This window comes from Streptomyces sp. NBC_01003 (assembly GCF_045162695.1).
Lineage (GTDB): Bacteria > Actinomycetota > Actinomycetes > Streptomycetales > Streptomycetaceae > Streptomyces.
Genome location: NZ_CP108707.1, coordinates 428487 through 443617, shown reverse-complemented (window position 1 = coordinate 443617; position 15131 = coordinate 428487). Strand labels below are relative to the sequence as shown.

Below are 15131 nucleotides of genomic sequence, written 5' to 3'. Positions count from 1 at the left end.
CGCCGCCCGTTGCGTGATGCGTACGGGGCTCCGGTGTCGTGGTTCAGGGACTTCACCCGCCTGCCCGCCACTCCCGGAACGGCCAAGGTGCGGTCGATGACCTCGTCGTCGGACTCGTGTCAGCGGTCCCGTGTCCGTGGAGATCACCTTCGGTGCTCCCGATTACGAGCGCCTCGCTGGCGCCGAGTTCGCCAGGATGGTGGACGAGCCGAAGGTCGTGGAGGTGCGGCGGCCGCGGAGGACGGGGCGGCCTCTGGTTCTTCCTGGCCTGTCACTAGGGCCCTGTGCTTCCGCCTGTCGGGTGGTGGGTGAGGCGAGAGCGAGGCTTTCGTGCGGGGTGGTGGGGCTAGGCGATGGGTGTGGAGCGGATGGCGGAGATGTCGAACTGCAGCCGGACTTTTTCGCTGACCATGGTGCCGCCTGCTTCGAGGCGTTGGTTGTAGACGAGGCCCCATTGGGTGCGGTCGATGGTGGTGGTGGCGTCGAAGCCGGCGCGTTCGTAGCCGAAGGGGTCGAGGACGGAGCCGAGGTAGTCGAGTTGGAGTTCGACGGGGCGGGTGACGCTGCGGATGGTCAGGTCGCCCGTCATGCGGAAGGTCTCTTTGCCCTCGTGGGTGGTGGAGGTGCTGCGGAAGGTCATCTCGGGGTGGCGGCGGGCGTCGAAGAAGTCGGTGCCGATGAGGTGGGCGTCGCGTTGTTCGACGCCGGTGTCGACGCTGGCGACCCGGATGGTGATGTCGGCGCGGGACTGGGAGGGGCGGGCTCCGTCGAAGTACAGGGTGCTGTCGTAGTCGGTGAAGGCGCCGCGGACGGTGGTGACCATGGCGTGGCGTACGGAGAAGCCGATGCGGCTGTGGGGGCGGTCGATGGTCCATTGCCCGGTCAGTGCGCGAAGGGCGGGGTCGAGCGTGGCGCCGGCGGCGTCGTCGGGGAAGGGGGTACGGGGGCCGGCGGTAGGTGTCGGCTCGATGGTCGCGCTCTGGCGACGGTTGAAGATACCCATGCGGTCGTAGCCCTCCTCGATTTTGATTACTCCGTGTTATCACGGTGTGGGGAGGGGGTGGGCGGGGAGATGGGTGGCCTCGTCCGATATCTCTGTCGTGGCCTGCAAAGATGCACAGGATCGACCCAGGATCGTCATGAGTGTGGATGCACTGTCCGGCGATGCGTCTTCACGTAAAGTCACTGCGCGGTTCGGTGAGGTGGCGAGGTCGGTGTTCGTGGCGAACTCGGTGACCGCCCCTCGCAGCCCGAACTCGTGAACAAGAGGCTGTCCCCAGCATGCAGGGACCAGCCCCGTTCCGATGTCCGGGGCGACGCGCCGATCGTGTGGAAGCCGTCCTGCTGTCCGCCAGGACCCTTGTGCGGGTGGCTCGTTGGGCCGGTTGTTCGAAGGCGGGCGGGGAGTTGTGTAGTTCACTTCGAGGGTGGATACGGTGCCAGGTGCTGTGCTCCAGCGAGGCAACCACTCTGCCATTCGTCCAGGTACGGGGCTTGGTAAAAGAGTTCACTGCAGTTTTCCCGGGCGGCACCGGCTGTGATCTCCTCACCGGCGCCCGATATTTTCTGCCCCGCCAAATATCCGTCCCGGTAGACGTCGGCCCGGCTCTCGCGCTGGGTGCCCTTGCTGTGACCGCTGGTCGCTGTGCCGACGCCGTAGCCGGCCGCGAAGACTACGAGCACAGCTGTGACCGAGCCGATCGCGAGCCGCGCCTTGGGTATCAGGAACGGGCGGCTTGGCGCGTCGTCCTTCGCGGTCATCCGGTCTCCTCCGGTGAGGTCGCTGAACTGATCAACAGTGTGGCCGCAGGTACCGCGCGTGTCAGCTGCTTGTGCACTCTTGTCGTTCCTGAGACGGCGTTCAGGCCTCGGTGGCCCGGCCGGCGTGCCGTTCGATGCTGGTCGTTGGGCGACAGGCTGAGAGCCAGGGGGTGATGGCCGTGACCGGATTCTTTGACCGAGCGGGCCTGGGCGGTCGGTTCGGGGTGAGGGGGTGGCGGCGATGTCGACACCCAAGATCGGCCGCACCCTGCCGCGGTGGCTGCTTTCGCGAACGGACTGCACCAGTCCTCCACCGTCACCATCCGCGCCTGGCAGAAAGAACCGGGCAACGCCGAGGCATACCAGAGCGCCCTTGGTGACGTCGCCGAAATTGCCGTCGCCGAAGGTCAAGGCAACCAGAGTCGTGCTTTCTGGTCGTTCACCAGCAGGATCTTGTCAGTGTGCCCGCCGGTCTCCATCCGCCGGTGCGCCTCGGCGGCCTCGTCGAGGGGCAGCTGATCCTCGACGACCAGCCGCACGGACCCGTTGTCGACCATCGGCCAGACCTTCTCCCGGACTTCGGTGACGATGGCGGCCTTCTGCTCCTTGGACCGGGTGCGCAGGGTGGTGCCGTGCACCGAGAGGCGCTTGAAGACCAGGTCGGCAAGGTTGATGTTGTCGTCGAGGCCGTTTTGCAGACCTATGACGACCAGGCGCTCGCGAGCGATTTCATCCGGCCCGACTGAGCACCGTAATTGGCCGGCCGGGTCACCTACGGCGCTCAGTCACAGCCTTGTAGTGACTGAGTGCGTTAGTTGGCCCCTGCGTACTTCAGTCGGCCCCTCGGCCATTCAGGGAGGGGCGGGACGCCTGAGCAGGCATCGTGCGGTTGCATCAACCAGACGCCAAGAGTGGAGGAGTCGCTGCAGGGATCCGGGGTGCGTTCAGCGTGCGGGAATCACGCTCCAGGGCTGTGCGAGTGAGTGATCGGGGAGAGAGCTGTGCGAGTGAGCGATCCGGGAGAGAGTGGAAGGGGTGTCAGCGCCGGGTCGGGTCGAGACCACTGCCTGAACGTGTACAGCGGCTGGGAAGGAGATTGCCGCATCGGCCGTGCTGCGATTCGAGGAGTGCGAGCCCTGACAGCCGGGATTGCCACCGGGCCGTGATGTGCACCGAAAGGAAGAGGGCATGACCGCCTCGTACGAAACCATCAGCACCAGGTTGGACGGCAATGTTCTGTCCGCCACCTTCAACGCCCCGCCGATCAACCTCATCGGTCCCGAGGTCGTGCGCGATCTCGTCGGACTGCTCGAGGAGCTTTCCCGACCGGCGACTGCACGAGTGGTGGTCTTCGACAGCGCGGACCCCGACTTCTTTTTCCCGCACGTAGACCTGACCAAAGTCCCCGAGTACACCGCTGAAGCCGCTAAAGCCGGAGGTCCGGGCGATGCCTCCCTGGGGATGCTGTTCCGCAGACTCAGCGAGATCCCGGCCGTCACCGTTGCCAAGCTGCGCGGCCGGGCACGGGGGGCGGGAAGCGAGTTCCTCCTCGCCTGCGACATGCGCTTCGCCTCCCGGGAGAACGCTGTCCTGTGCCAGCCCGAAGTGGGCATCGGCACCCCGCCCGGCGCGGGAGCGATCCAGCACCTGACCCGTCTGCTGGGCCGGGGCCGAGCGCTCGAAGCGGTGCTGACGTCGGCCGACTTCGATGCCGAACTCGCCGAACGCTACGGATGGATCAACCGCGCGGTGCCCGACGCCGAGCTGGACGAGTTCGTAGCCGGCATCGCCGCGCGAATGGGGGGCTTCCCGCGTGATGCGCTGGTTGCCGCCAAATCGGCCATCAACGCCATCAGCCTGGCTACTCCTGCCGATGTGCGCGCAGATGCTGCCCTGTTCCAGCAACTCGTTCGGGGTGAGGCAGCACAGCAGCGCACGGCAGAGCTTTTCAAACAGGGCTTCCAGACCCGTGGCCGTACCGAGCTCGACCTCGGTGACGCGCTGGGCGAGTTGAAGGCCGTCGACTGATGCAGACGACGAAACCACGCATCCGACGCGTCGCCTGCAAGTCCCCCGATCCGGGGCTATGACGTTGACCAGCCGGCCACGCGAAACGGAGCACCGGCACGGCCGTTGAAACAGCAGCCGGCTCACGTATGGAACACACGAGATCACACGAGATCTGCATCCGAGGACCTGCGGTGGCTTGGGCACCCTGACTTTGCGCGCCCTCACTGTCCTGCGGCCATCGGACGCCCTGGGCCGACTCTGTCGGGGACCTTGGAGGTGAGGTCAACTGCCCAGGGTTCGCCATGACTTCGACCGAGGGATGCCGAGCTGGTCCAGGAAGGTCTGGAAGGCGGTCGGTGGCCGCGGTGAGGGGGCATCAGTCGGTTGCAGGCCGCTGAGTCGCGTTGTCCGGCGACCGTGCTCGTCACGGACACCAGAGCGTGGGGCGCAAACGGCAACGGCCTTCACGATCAGGTGGACCTGGTCCGATCGTGAAGGCCGCTGCCGTGTTGCAGGGCGGGGAGCTACTTGATGTAGACGAGTCCGTCCGTCGTGATCGTCGGACGACCGCTAGTGCCCACCACCACGACCTTCACGGTGTGCTTGGCGCTGCTGGACCACGACTTGGTCCACACGGCCTGGCGGTACAGGGTGCTGGACGACTTCAGGTCGACGGTACTGACCTTGACGCCGTCGACATATACGTACGCCTGCCCGGAGCTGGACGCCCGCGATACCACCCACGAGGCTGAGCGGCCCGTGAACGTCCAGGTGAGGCTCGCGGCCTTGGAACCGCTGGAGTACGACTTGCCGCCGAGGTAGCTCGTGGAGGAACGGGATGTCCAGGTACCGGACTTGGTGGCCGAGGTCTCCTGGAGGATCATCGGGGTGAAGGAGGCGGAGGATGTACGGGTGTTGCCCGCGTAGTCGTCGGCCTTCATCGACCAGGTGCTCGCGGTGCCGGACGCGGCGGTGCGGCTGGAGCTGGCCGTCGTCGGTCCGAAGGTGGCCGTCGTCGGGGTCAGCAGGCTCACGGACTTCAGCGCGGTGTTGTCGGTCGCCTTCCAGCCGAGGGTGACCGGCACGGAGGTGGTGTTGACGGTGCCGGTGCGCAGGGAGAGCTTCGGTGCGGTGGTGAAGGTCGGGGCCGTCGTCTCCGCCACCACGTTCAGCGCCGTGGTCGTCGTGGTCTTGCCGGATTGGTGTACGGCCCGCACGGCGACGGTGTGGGTGCCCAGGGCGAGGGTGGTGCCCACCGAGGTGGCGGTACCGGATGCGGTGGCGACAGCCTTGCCGTCCACCAGCAGCTCGAACTTGGAGATCAGCGAACCGGGCGTCGTCGTCGACCACTTCGCCGTGATGGCGCCCTTGGTGTAGTACGTCGACCCGGACTGCCCGGCACCGGACAGCGAGGTGACCTTCAGGTCCTGCACCGGGCCGGACGCCCAGGCGCGGATCGTCGGCAACTGGCCGTAGAGGGAGCTACCGGGGCACTGGGTGTTGTAACCGTCGCGGTGGGAGGAGATCCGGTTGAACGTGTACTGGCTGCCCGCCGTGAAGCTGGTGCCGAAGTAGTTCGTCTGCGTCGCGCCGGCGGTGAGCTTCACGGTGGAGACCGGGTCGGCGTTATACTGGCCGAGCTTCCAGGCCGCGATACGGGCGACAGAGGTCAGCGCGGCGTTGGTGGCGCCGGTGGAGGTGTGGTCGCCGAGCACCGCGATGCCCGTGGACTCCCGGTTCCAGCCGTACGTGTGCGCGCCGAGCACCGGCCGGTCGACGCCACCCTTGCGGCCTTCGAAGATCGTGCCGCACTTGTCGACCAGGAAGTTGTAGCCGATGTCGTTCCAGCCGTTGGTCTGGGTGTGGTACGCGTAGATGCCCCGCACGATCGACGCGGAGTCGGCGCAGGAGTAGTCGTTCGTCCCGTCACTGTGGTGGACGAAGACGGCCTTCACATCGGGGTTGTACTCGGACGGGTCGGGGCTGAGCGACTCGTCGGCGCCCCAGCCGGCCCGTGAGGTGATCGACGGCTCGGGCACGGTGGACGGGGGAGCCGTGGGGATGGTGGCCGACGGGCTCGCGGACGTGCTCGGTGTGGAGGAAGCCGACGCGGGCGCGGTCGGGACGGCGGATTCGCTCGGGGACGCGGAGTCGGTGGGCGTGACCGAGTCGGTGGGCGAAGCGCTGTCGCTGACGGCCGGCGCGACGTAGGCGGCAGGCTTGGCCTTCATCTCGGCGTCGGTTGCCACGCCGGGGTCGACCAGGTTGACCTCGAGGCCCTTGGGCAGGCCCGAGTCGGAGGAGCCGTTCTTGTGGACGACCTGGACCTGGACGCCGTCGGAGGGGCCGACCCACAGCGGCTCGGACGCGCCGCGCATCTCGGCCCCGGCCTTGGGACCCTCCAACGGGTCGACGTTCGCCTCGAGGTCCTTCCAGGCGGTCCACGCTCCGGTCTCGAGGCTGCGGGTGCGCACCTGGGCGCTGCCGTGCAGCCGCTTGGTCGCGTCGGTCCAGGAGACGCCGAGCATCGAGAACTGTTTGGTCTGCGTGCCCGGCAGCTCACGCTTGCCGCTCGTGGTGCCCTTCAGCGCGAGGTCGTAGACCTTCACGGGCCGTTTGGCCCGGCCCGCCGCTCCTGGATCCTGGGAAGGGGTGGCCACGGCGTAGGTCACCAGGCCCCCTCCACCCAGCACCACCGCGCCGAGCGTGATCCACGCCCGTCGCTTCAGGCTCAGCGGTCTGTATGCACGCGAGGTACGACTCAAGACGATCCACCCCAATAGAAGGCCGCGATGGGCCACTTACCAAAGTCAGGTGAGGCACCTCCGTCACGGGGTGGCTCACTCAGACAGCGCGGCCCAGCCGGCAAACGTCACCTCGCCATTGAGTGAGGTGACGGAGGTCACTTCGCGTGATGTGGGGTGGCGATCCCGGGAGTTGGCCGGCTCGAGGCGACCAGCGCGTGCGGGTCGTCGGAAGTTGGTGAGGAGTTCACCTTCTGTGTCGCATCTGGCTCACTCCGATAAGGATCAGCCCGGAGAATACAAGGACGTTGAGTCCGAAGAAGCGGACCTCCCAGGGTGGGCTTGGCAGGGTTCGGAAGTAGAAGAGCCCCTGCACCACGCAGGGCACACCCACCAGCAGTGTTCCGAGTCCGTAGACCGAGGGCCGGGTGACTCGGCTCCAGCGCGGCGTCCAGCCTGTGCGCATCGACGCCACGCCTGCGGTGATGAGTGCCAAGCCTCCGAGCACACCGATTCCGATGAACCATTCCATGGGCCTCTCCCGCTCCGTCCCGAGCACCCGGATGCCACTTCGTCTCGCGCGGCCACTGCACCGGCGATCATCCAGGGCTCCCGAGGCAAGTGCCAGCCCTTTCACCGGATTCCTCCGAGGATGCCCCGGCCTTTGGGCCGGGGAGGAATTGGACTCCTGCGGAGCAGGGCAGAGAAAGACGGATCGTCGTCAGGGCGATCCGGTGTCCACCCCGCGTGATGATGAGGAACCCCACCGAGATCAGTTGTTCTCAACTGTCAGTCCTCCCAGATAGGTTGTGCTTCATGACGACCGGAGCGTTGACGGCCGGTGGCGGGCACGCCCGCTACACTTTCCGGCTGCGCCTGTCGTCCACGGCCATCCGCGCGCTGGAAGCGGAATGGGCGCGCTGCCGCTGGGTGTGGAACGAGTCGGTGGCCAAGTCGAGGGCCGTGCATCTGCACAACAAGGCCACCGGCGAGACGACAACGTGCGGTCCGGCGCAGCTCGACAAGATGCTGACCGCGGCCCGTACCGCGAACGCGTGGCTGCGTGAGGGCTCCAGCGTTGTGCAGCAGCAGTTGATACGGGACTTCGCGAAGTCCCGGGCGAAGGCACTGAAAGACATCAAGGCCGGGTTGCCGATGCGGCAGCGGGCCGGTATGCCGAAGTACAAGAAGAAGCATCAGGCCGGCCCGAGCCTGAACTACACCCGGCGCGGTTTCCGGGTGAAAGACGGCCGTCTGCATCTCGCCGGCGGCATCGCGGCGACGGTCGTGTGGTCGCGTGAGCTGCCCGAGCCGCCGTCCAGCGTGCGCGTCTACCGCGACAGTCTCGGCCACTGGTACGCCTCGTTCGTGGTCGCCACCAGCACCCAGGCGCTTGTCGAAACCGGCTGCGTGATCGGCATCGACTGGGGTGTGAAGGAGACCGCGACCACCACATCCGACGACTACGACCTTCCCCATCCCGAGCATGGCCACCAGGCCGCGCAGCGCCTCGCCCGCTACCAGCGGATGATGGCCCGCAGGAAGCCGAAGAAGCAGCCCTGTTCGAACGGCTACAAGGGCGCCAAGAAGCAGGCGGCGAAGCTGCACAAGAAGGTGGCCCGGCAGCGCCAGGACACCGCCCGCAAGTGGGCCAAGCGTGTGGTCCGCGACCACGACGCCTTGGCGGTAGAGGACTTCCGCCCGAAGTTCCTGGCGAAGTCGACGATGGCCCGCAAGGCCGCTGACGCTGCGATCGGCGCGACCAAGAGCGCCCTGGTCGAGATGGCCCGTAAACACGGCCGCGCCGTGCACCTCGTCAGCCCTGCGCACACCACCATGGACTGTGCGCACTGCGGTGCGAGAGCCAAGCATCGTCTACCTCTCTCCGAGAGAACGTATACGTGCACCGCGTGCGGAACCGTGTCGCCCAGGGACAAGAACTCCGCCCGCGTGATGCTCGTCCGGGCTGGTCTCAACCCGGCTAGTGCTGATCTTGTAAGCCCTGCCACCTGCTAGGTGCCAGGCAAAGTGAGCTAGGAATCCCCCTGCTTCAGCGGGGGGAGGACGTCAAAGCACATGTTCTCGGATGGTGTGCCGGCGGCCGGGCGGGGGACACACCAGACGCCGCGACCCCGACGACGCCGTGTTCACCAGCTCGTTGATATCTCGCACACGATGTCAACGAGCCCCGTTGCTCCGCTGTCACCGGATGCGAAAGGGGCTGTTAACTTGACACTCCTCACGGGTCAGGCCTGTCCGTGGGTGGTGCCTTTCGAGTCCGTCACACGCGAGGGGTGTGCTCGTCCAGAATGGCGCGCAGCCGGTCGAGGTCCTCACCTTCATGCACGCCCCGTTTGGGAAGGACACCGAGCCACGAGATGTTGGGGTCCCGGCTGAGCAGGACGAAGTGACCTGCCGTCTCCCGGTAGCCCCGGAAGACGGACCACTTCTGGATCAGAGTGCTGTGGTCGGTGCGGCAGGTGATCCCGGCCGGAGACACGGTGGCGCGGTACTCGCCCTGCCATCCGACGATCCGCTGCACTTGTGCGGCTTGCAGCCGCGGATACCCCTACACCACCAGTACGACGAACAAGAACAGGACCGTCGAGAGCACGTCGATACTCCCGCGGCCCACGGTGGAGAGCAGCCACTGCCCCACCCACAGTGCGAGGAAGACACCTCGCAGCAGTAGCCCGGTCCGCTTGATCCGCTCGCGGACCCGCAGGCCGACCAGTGCGTCGGCAGGCTGAGGCCGGTACACCAGCCGGACCGCGGTCTGTTCGTCCACGACATCGTCATAGGTTCTCGCGCTGTTGTCGGTGCCTTCGGCGCCGCCGCTCTCGGCCATGATCCCTCCCCGGTATGAAGAAGTGCGGATCGTACCGGACTTCGGTGCTGGGGCGGCCGGCCGCCGTTGCGCACGGTGCCGCGAGCCTCGGAGCCAGGCTCCACGGCGCGTTGCGCGCCCTGGTCCTCAGGCTGCGGTGTGGGCGCCCGTGGCGCGCTGTGACATGGCCATGTAGCTGACGAATCCGATGATCGCGACGGTCCACGCGAGGGTGACCGGCGCCAGGCCGAGGCCGAGGCCGCCGCGGGCGTGGCCGAGGGCCATCCAGTCGGCGAGGGAAGCTCCGAGGGGGCGGGTGATGACGTACGCGGTCCAGAACGCGGTCACCGCGCTCAGGGCGCCGAAGCGGTGGGCGAGGGCGGGCACGCAGATGCCGACCGCGAAGAGGACGACCGACCCCAGGTAGCCGAAGCCGGCGGTGGCGGTGAGGTCACCCGCGGCGGTGCCGAGGGCGAACGTGGCGAGGACGGCCGCCCAGTAGAACGCCTCGCGGCGGCGCGTCTGGATGGAGTGGATCGACAGAGTCCGCTCACTCGCGTACCAGAGCATGAAGACCGCGGCCAGTACGGCGAGGAAGGCCGGCGTCGACAGGGCGTACGGGACTCCGAGCCCGATGTGCAGGATGTCGGCGGCCATGGTGCCGAACACGCTGACCATGACGACGGCGGTCCAGTAGGCCCAGGCGACGTACCGGCGGAGGGTGAACTGGACGGCCAGGGAGGCCACCAGAGCGAGGCCGCCGAGCGCGACCGCCGGTACCGGGCCGAGGGTGCGGGCCAGGATGTCCGACGCCGTCTCACCCATGCCGGTGGTCAGCACCTTGATGATCCAGAAGTAGATGGTCACCTCTGGCACCTTGTTCGCCATCCGGCGTACGGGGGCGAGGGGGCGGTCGTCGAGGACGTGCTGTGCGGTCATGATCCGCACGATGGCACTTTGAGCCTGTACGCAACCTGAACGGACGTGCGCAGGGCAGTGGTGTCACGTAGTACCGCGCGGTACGACCCGGCGGGCGCGGATCGGTCCGCGGCACCACCGAATCGGGGCGCTTCGGTCCTCAGCATTGTCGGTGAGGCGTCAGAGGTGACGGACGGGCGCCCGTGTCCCCGTCAGCGCGCGGCCCTCAGATCATCCGCGGTCAGCTACGACACCAATGCTGTGACCAGCGAATATGACGTCTTGGAGCTCCGCCGGCGACCTCTCGGACACGATTTCAGGGCGTATGGGTGCGCTGCGACGCGCAGGTGCTGCCGGGCAGTGCGCAGGAATGGGTGTCCCGCAACCCGGGGGTCCGTGGCCCTGGAAGTACGGATGCGGGACCACTGCTGCACGTTTGGACGCTCATGTCAGGGGGACGCGATAAGCGCGTAAGAGCGACCATCTCGGAGGCGAACAGTGGTTCGACCCCGCTTCGGGATCGGCGGCGCCGACTTCGCCGGGTGTCAGCCGGCCTGCACTGTGTCCCGGGCGTCCCGGCGTAAGACTGCCCGGAGCGGCAACAAACTGTTGCCTCTTCCAGGCGTCGCCGCGTACACGGGCCGCCCGAGGCGCCGCATCTGTGCGACCACGGGATCAGGCAGGTCGAGCTCGTCCCGCCGTTGCCGACGACCCCGGGCGCTGGTTCTCGCGCTGCACGTTCGTGGCTGTCGGGGCCGGACACGGGTACGGAGGTTGCCGCGTACGGGCACTTGTTCACCGGCGCGCCGGTGCGCAAGCAACCGCCGGCGTGGGTAGTGGGAGCCCTGTCCGGTGCGACAACCCCTCGGAAGGAGTGACATGAATACCCGTCAACTTTCAGAACTCGCCCAGCAGTTGCGTGTCGACAGCATCCGCGCCTCCGCCGCCGCGGGCTCCGGGCATCCCACCTCGTCGATGTCTGCTGCCGACTTGATGGCCGTCCTGCTGGCGCACCACATGCGCTACGACTTCGACCGCGCCGCACACCCCGGCAACGACCGGTTCGTACTCTCGAAGGGGCACGCTTCCCCGCTGCTGTACGCCGCGTACAAGGCGGTCGGCGCGATCAACGACACCGAGCTGCTCACCTTCCGCAGGCTCGGCAGCCGTCTCGAAGGGCATCCGACGCCACGACAGCTGCCGTGGGTCGAGACGGCCACCGGCTCGCTCGGACAGGGGCTGCCCGTCGCCGTCGGCATCTCGCTGGCCGGCAAACGGCTCGACGGAACCGGATACCGCGTCTGGGTCTTGTGCGGCGACAGCGAGCTCGCCGAGGGCTCCGTGTGGGAGGCCGCCGAGCACGCGGGTTACGAGCACCTGGACAATCTCACGGCGATCGTCGACGTCAACCGCCTCGGTCAGCGCGGCCCGACCCGGCACGGACACGACCTGCACGCCTACGCGCGCCGCTTCCAGGCCTTCGGCTGGCACACCGTCGAGATCGACGGGCATGACGTCGACGCCATCGACCGCGCCTACGACGAGGCCCTGTCCACCACCGGGCAGCCGACCGCGATCCTCGCCCGCACCCTCAAGGGCAAGGGCGTGGCATCCGTCCAGGACCGCGAGGGCCTGCACGGCAAGCCGCTGCCGGACGCCGAGGAAGCGATCGCCGAACTCGGCGGCGTACGCGACCTACGGGTAGAGGTGCAGCATCCGTCCGCCGCACGGATGCTGCATCCCGTGGGCTCGGGCCATGCGGACCTTCCCCGTTACGAGACCGGCGACGAGGTCGCCACACGCGACGCCTACGGGCGGGCGCTCGCCGCTGTCGGAACCGCCCGTGGCGACGTTGTCGCCCTGGACGGCGAGGTGAGCGACTCCACGCGCTCCGAGTTCTTCGTCAAGGAGCACCCTGACCGCTTCTTCGAGTGCTACATCGCCGAGCAGCAACTGGTCGCCACGTCGGTCGGGATGGCGACGCGCGGTTGGGTGCCGTACGCCTCCACGTTCGCCGCGTTCCTCACCCGCGCGTACGACTTCGTGCGCATGGCCGCGATCAGCGGGGCCGGGATCAACCTGGTCGGGTCGCACGCGGGCGTCGCCATCGGCCAGGACGGGCCCTCGCAGATGGGGCTCGAGGACCTGGCGATGTTCCGGGCGATGTACGGCTCGACGGTGCTGTATCCGTGCGATGCCAACCAGACGGCGAAGCTCGTCGCGGAGATGGCCGACCTCGAGGGCATCCGCTATCTGCGCACCTCCCGCGGCGACACTCCCGTCATCTACAGCCCCACCGAGGAGTTCCCGATCGGCGGAAGCAAAGTGCTGCGCGCCTCCGGCGAGGACCGGCTGACCGTGGTCTCGGCGGGCGTCACCCTCCACGAGGCGTTGAAGGCCGCCGAGTTGCTCGACCGCGAGGGCGTCCACGTCCGGGTGATCGACCTCTACTCCGTCAAGCCCGTCGACCGCAGCACCCTGCGCGAGGCCGCCGAAAGCACCGGCTGCCTCCTGACCGTGGAGGACCACCGTGCGGAGGGCGGTATCGGGGACTCGGTGCTCGACGCCTTTGCCGACGGCCGTCCCGTGCCGCGACTGGTGCGGCTGGCTGTCCGGACGATGCCCGGCTCGGCGAGTCCCGCGGAGCAACTGCACGCAGCCGGTATCGATGCCGAGTCGATCGCGGCGGCGGCGCGGCTGGTGGTCGAGACGGCCGTCGTGCGCTGACCGGAGGACACCGAGATGACCAGCTCCGAGACGGTCCGTGTGGGCCGTCGGACCGTCGACGTCCACCGCCCGGACAAGGTGCCGTTTCCCGCGAGCGGGAGCTGCCCTGGCGAGGCGTACACGAAGAGCGACCTCGTCGAGTACTACCGCGCGGTCGCACCCTTCATGCTGCCGCATCTGCGTGGCCGACCGCTGATGCTGGAACGGCACCCGGACGGGATCGACGGGCCCCAGTTCATGCACAAGAACATCCCGGACCACTACCCGGACTGGATCGAACGCGCCGAGGTGTCCAAAGAGGGCGGCGCGGTCGTCCACCCCGTGTGCGAGGACACCGCGACCCTCGTCCGCCTCGCCGATCAGGCCTGCCTCACGCTGCACCGTTGGCTGTCCAGAGCCGACCGGATCGACCGGCCGGACCGCCTGGTCTTCGACCTCGACCCGGCGGACGGGGGTGGCTTCACCTCTGTGCGTCAAGCGGCAAGGTTCCTGGGGGAGTTGCTCGACGGGCTGAAGCTCCCGTCCGGGCTGATGACCACTGGCTCACGGGGTCTGCACGTTGTTGTCCCCCTCGCCAGGCGCCACGCCTTCGACGAGGTACGCGACTTCGCCATGGACGTCGCCAACACCCTTGCAGACGCGCACCCTGACGACCTCACCACCCAGGCCCGCAAGAAGGACCGCGGCGACCGGCTCTACCTCGACGTGCAGCGCAACGCCTACGCGCAGACCACAGTGGCTCCCTTCGCGGTCCGCGCCAGGCCCGGCGCACCGGTCGCCGTGCCCATCTCATGGAGCCAACTGGACGATCCACGGCTGGACGCCCAGCGCTGGACGATCGCGGACGCCGCCGCGCAGGGCCGCGCCAATCCCTGGGCAGGGCTGATGACGCACGGACGGACCGACCCTGGGACCGGCCGTGCGGCCGACTGGCATCCCTCCGTGGGTGACAACCGACCGACCGAGTGTGGCGGCCGTCCTGTCCGGCCCCTTGTGCCGGAGCTGCCACCTGGCGCGGAGCGTCAGCCGGACGGTTCGTCGGGCACGGGGTGCTCGGGGCTCGGGCTTCCGGAGTGCGGGGTGGTGCCCCGTCGGCCGGTACCCGCTTCGTCTGTGTCGGGGATCTCCGGGTCGGGCTCGGGCCGCTCCCCATCGGTCGGCTGTGCCACATCGCCTGCGGCTTCCCAGGGATCAGCGCCGGTGCCTGCCTGCTGGTCGGGCATGTCCCTCGGGGTGGGCCCCGGTACCGGTACCTCGGGTCGGCGGTCACTCACGGATCTCTCCGTTCCTCGGTGGGCTGGTGTGGCACGCGGGTACCCCGGCGGATGGAAAGGATGCCTGATACTGGCGGCTCCGTGCTCCAGGCTCCGCGCACAGGACGAGTCGTGCCGTTGAGAGCAGCCGTCAGGCGACGCGGTCCAGGCAGTCCGCCGCGACCGCCTCGTCCAGGGCCGCACGCACCAGGGCCGAGGCCATCTGCGCGTTCGTCCCATCAACGGCGAGCCGGACGAGCTCAGAGGCTCGCCGCGGCAGTCCCAGACGCGTGGCGCCCTGAAGAGCCTTGGAGTCCACGAAAGGGCCGAACTCCGGCCACACGTCCTGAACCTCCCGCAGGAAGATGTCCGCCCCGACCGGACCGACCCCCGGCAATTCCCGCAACAGGTGCCGCAACTCGTCCGCATCGCCGTCCGCCTGCTCCCGCATCCTGCGCAGATCGCCGCCCCAGTGGTCGATCAAGATGCGGCCGCCCTCACCCAGTTGGGTTGCCGTGCGCTCGTCGTAGCGGCGGTAACCACCACGCCCGAGGGCATCGACGCGCTGCTGCCAGGTGGCTGCGCACATGCGTTTCGGGTCCCTCAGCCCGGCCTCGTACAGGGACCGCGACGTCGAGACCGCGGCAGAGGCACGGATCCGCGCGCTGAGCAGGTGCGCCAGGACGAGCGTCCGGTAGAGCGGCTGCGGTGAGTTCTTCAATTGGATGTGGGCCTCGGCAGCATAGGTCTGCCCGTGATGGCGGAGCAGTTCCCGCATGACTTCCTTGTCTCTCTTGTTGTGGGTCATGGCTGCAGCTGCTCCTCTGCGTGATTGCTCAGCCCCTACCGCGGGCAGCTCGCCCGGCGACGGCTGGTGTAGGGACCACGTAC

13 protein-coding genes and 1 pseudogene are annotated in these 15131 nt (G+C 68.1%); 4 read left to right on the top strand and 10 right to left on the bottom strand.

Features of this window, described 5'->3' with window-relative positions; all coding sequences use genetic code 11:
• Positions 1-346 precede the first annotated feature (346 nt).
• The 3 genes from OG698_RS02215 to OG698_RS02205 all read right to left on the bottom strand — a co-directional run bounded on the left by OG698_RS02215 (position 347) and on the right by OG698_RS02205 (position 2420).
• Entirely contained in the window at positions 347-1003 is a 657-nt protein-coding gene (locus OG698_RS02215) for a YceI family protein (protein ID WP_406101077.1), read from the bottom strand.
• Positions 1004-1416: 413 nt separating this feature from the next.
• Positions 1417-1761 (bottom strand): hypothetical protein, encoded by a 345-nt coding sequence (locus tag OG698_RS02210; RefSeq protein ID WP_406101076.1) that lies wholly within the window; start codon positions 1759-1761, stop codon positions 1417-1419.
• A gap of 407 nt (positions 1762-2168) precedes the next feature.
• Positions 2169-2420 (bottom strand): zinc-binding dehydrogenase, encoded by a 252-nt coding sequence (locus OG698_RS02205; RefSeq protein ID WP_406110783.1) that lies wholly within the window; start codon positions 2418-2420, stop codon positions 2169-2171.
• 529 nt (positions 2421-2949) lie between these two features.
• Between OG698_RS02205 and OG698_RS02200 the strand changes: the two genes are divergently transcribed.
• Entirely contained in the window at positions 2950-3789 is an 840-nt protein-coding gene (locus tag OG698_RS02200) for an enoyl-CoA hydratase/isomerase family protein (RefSeq protein ID WP_406101075.1), read from the top strand.
• A gap of 506 nt (positions 3790-4295) precedes the next feature.
• Here the strand turns inward: OG698_RS02200 and OG698_RS02195 are convergent.
• Entirely contained in the window at positions 4296-6500 is a 2205-nt protein-coding gene (locus OG698_RS02195) for an N-acetylmuramoyl-L-alanine amidase (protein ID WP_406110781.1), read from the bottom strand.
• A 262-nt stretch (positions 6501-6762) separates the two neighbouring features.
• On the bottom strand, positions 6763-7047 hold the full coding sequence (locus OG698_RS02190; RefSeq protein ID WP_406101074.1) for a hypothetical protein: 285 nt from the start codon (positions 7045-7047) through the stop codon (positions 6763-6765).
• 284 nt (positions 7048-7331) lie between these two features.
• Here OG698_RS02190 and OG698_RS02185 point away from each other — a divergent pair, with 284 nt between their 5' ends.
• Positions 7332-8531 carry an RNA-guided endonuclease InsQ/TnpB family protein gene (locus OG698_RS02185; RefSeq protein WP_406101073.1) on the top strand — a complete coding sequence of 400 codons (1200 nt, stop codon included), beginning with the start codon at positions 7332-7334 and terminating at the stop codon, positions 8529-8531.
• A gap of 265 nt (positions 8532-8796) precedes the next feature.
• Here the strand turns inward: OG698_RS02185 and OG698_RS02180 are convergent, their stop codons facing one another.
• From OG698_RS02180 to OG698_RS02170, 3 genes are all read right to left on the bottom strand, one after another.
• On the bottom strand, positions 8797-9057 hold the full coding sequence (locus OG698_RS02180) for a YcxB family protein (protein WP_406101072.1): 261 nt from the start codon (positions 9055-9057) through the stop codon (positions 8797-8799).
• A gap of 27 nt (positions 9058-9084) precedes the next feature.
• The gene (locus OG698_RS02175; protein WP_406101071.1) at positions 9085-9363 is read right to left on the bottom strand and encodes a hypothetical protein; all 279 of its coding nucleotides are present in this window, start codon (positions 9361-9363) and stop codon (positions 9085-9087) included.
• A gap of 126 nt (positions 9364-9489) precedes the next feature.
• On the bottom strand, positions 9490-10281 hold the full coding sequence (locus tag OG698_RS02170) for a hypothetical protein (protein ID WP_406101070.1): 792 nt from the start codon (positions 10279-10281) through the stop codon (positions 9490-9492).
• 858 nt (positions 10282-11139) lie between these two features.
• Between OG698_RS02170 and OG698_RS02165 the strand changes: the two genes are divergently transcribed.
• Entirely contained in the window at positions 11140-12987 is a 1848-nt protein-coding gene (locus OG698_RS02165) for a transketolase (RefSeq protein WP_406101068.1), read from the top strand.
• A gap of 15 nt (positions 12988-13002) precedes the next feature.
• Positions 13003-13887 (top strand): annotated as a pseudogene (gene ligD, locus OG698_RS02160) (non-homologous end-joining DNA ligase); the annotation flags it as partial.
• A gap of 122 nt (positions 13888-14009) precedes the next feature.
• Here the strand turns inward: ligD and OG698_RS02155 are convergent.
• Positions 14010-14261, bottom strand: a complete 252-nt coding sequence (locus OG698_RS02155) for a hypothetical protein (RefSeq protein WP_406110779.1) — start codon at positions 14259-14261, stop codon at positions 14010-14012.
• Positions 14262-14391: 130 nt separating this feature from the next.
• A complete protein-coding gene (locus OG698_RS02150; protein WP_406101066.1) occupies positions 14392-15048 on the bottom strand; it encodes an endonuclease in 657 nt (218 codons plus the stop codon).
• Between the last annotated feature and the right edge of the window lie 83 nt (positions 15049-15131).

Coding starts and splice junctions, on each gene's coding strand:
- OG698_RS02215 (WP_406101077.1), bottom strand. CDS start 1,003: ATGGGTATCTTCAACCGTCGCCAGAGCGCGACCATCGAGCCGACACCT.
- OG698_RS02210 (WP_406101076.1), bottom strand. CDS start 1,761: ATGACCGCGAAGGACGACGCGCCAAGCCGCCCGTTCCTGATACCCAAG.
- OG698_RS02200 (WP_406101075.1), top strand. CDS start 2,950: ATGACCGCCTCGTACGAAACCATCAGCACCAGGTTGGACGGCAATGTT.
- OG698_RS02190 (WP_406101074.1), bottom strand. CDS start 7,047: ATGGAATGGTTCATCGGAATCGGTGTGCTCGGAGGCTTGGCACTCATC.
- OG698_RS02185 (WP_406101073.1), top strand. CDS start 7,332: ATGACGACCGGAGCGTTGACGGCCGGTGGCGGGCACGCCCGCTACACT.
- OG698_RS02175 (WP_406101071.1), bottom strand. CDS start 9,363: ATGGCCGAGAGCGGCGGCGCCGAAGGCACCGACAACAGCGCGAGAACC.
- OG698_RS02170 (WP_406101070.1), bottom strand. CDS start 10,281: ATGACCGCACAGCACGTCCTCGACGACCGCCCCCTCGCCCCCGTACGC.
- OG698_RS02165 (WP_406101068.1), top strand. CDS start 11,140: ATGAATACCCGTCAACTTTCAGAACTCGCCCAGCAGTTGCGTGTCGAC.
- OG698_RS02150 (WP_406101066.1), bottom strand. CDS start 15,048: ATGACCCACAACAAGAGAGACAAGGAAGTCATGCGGGAACTGCTCCGC.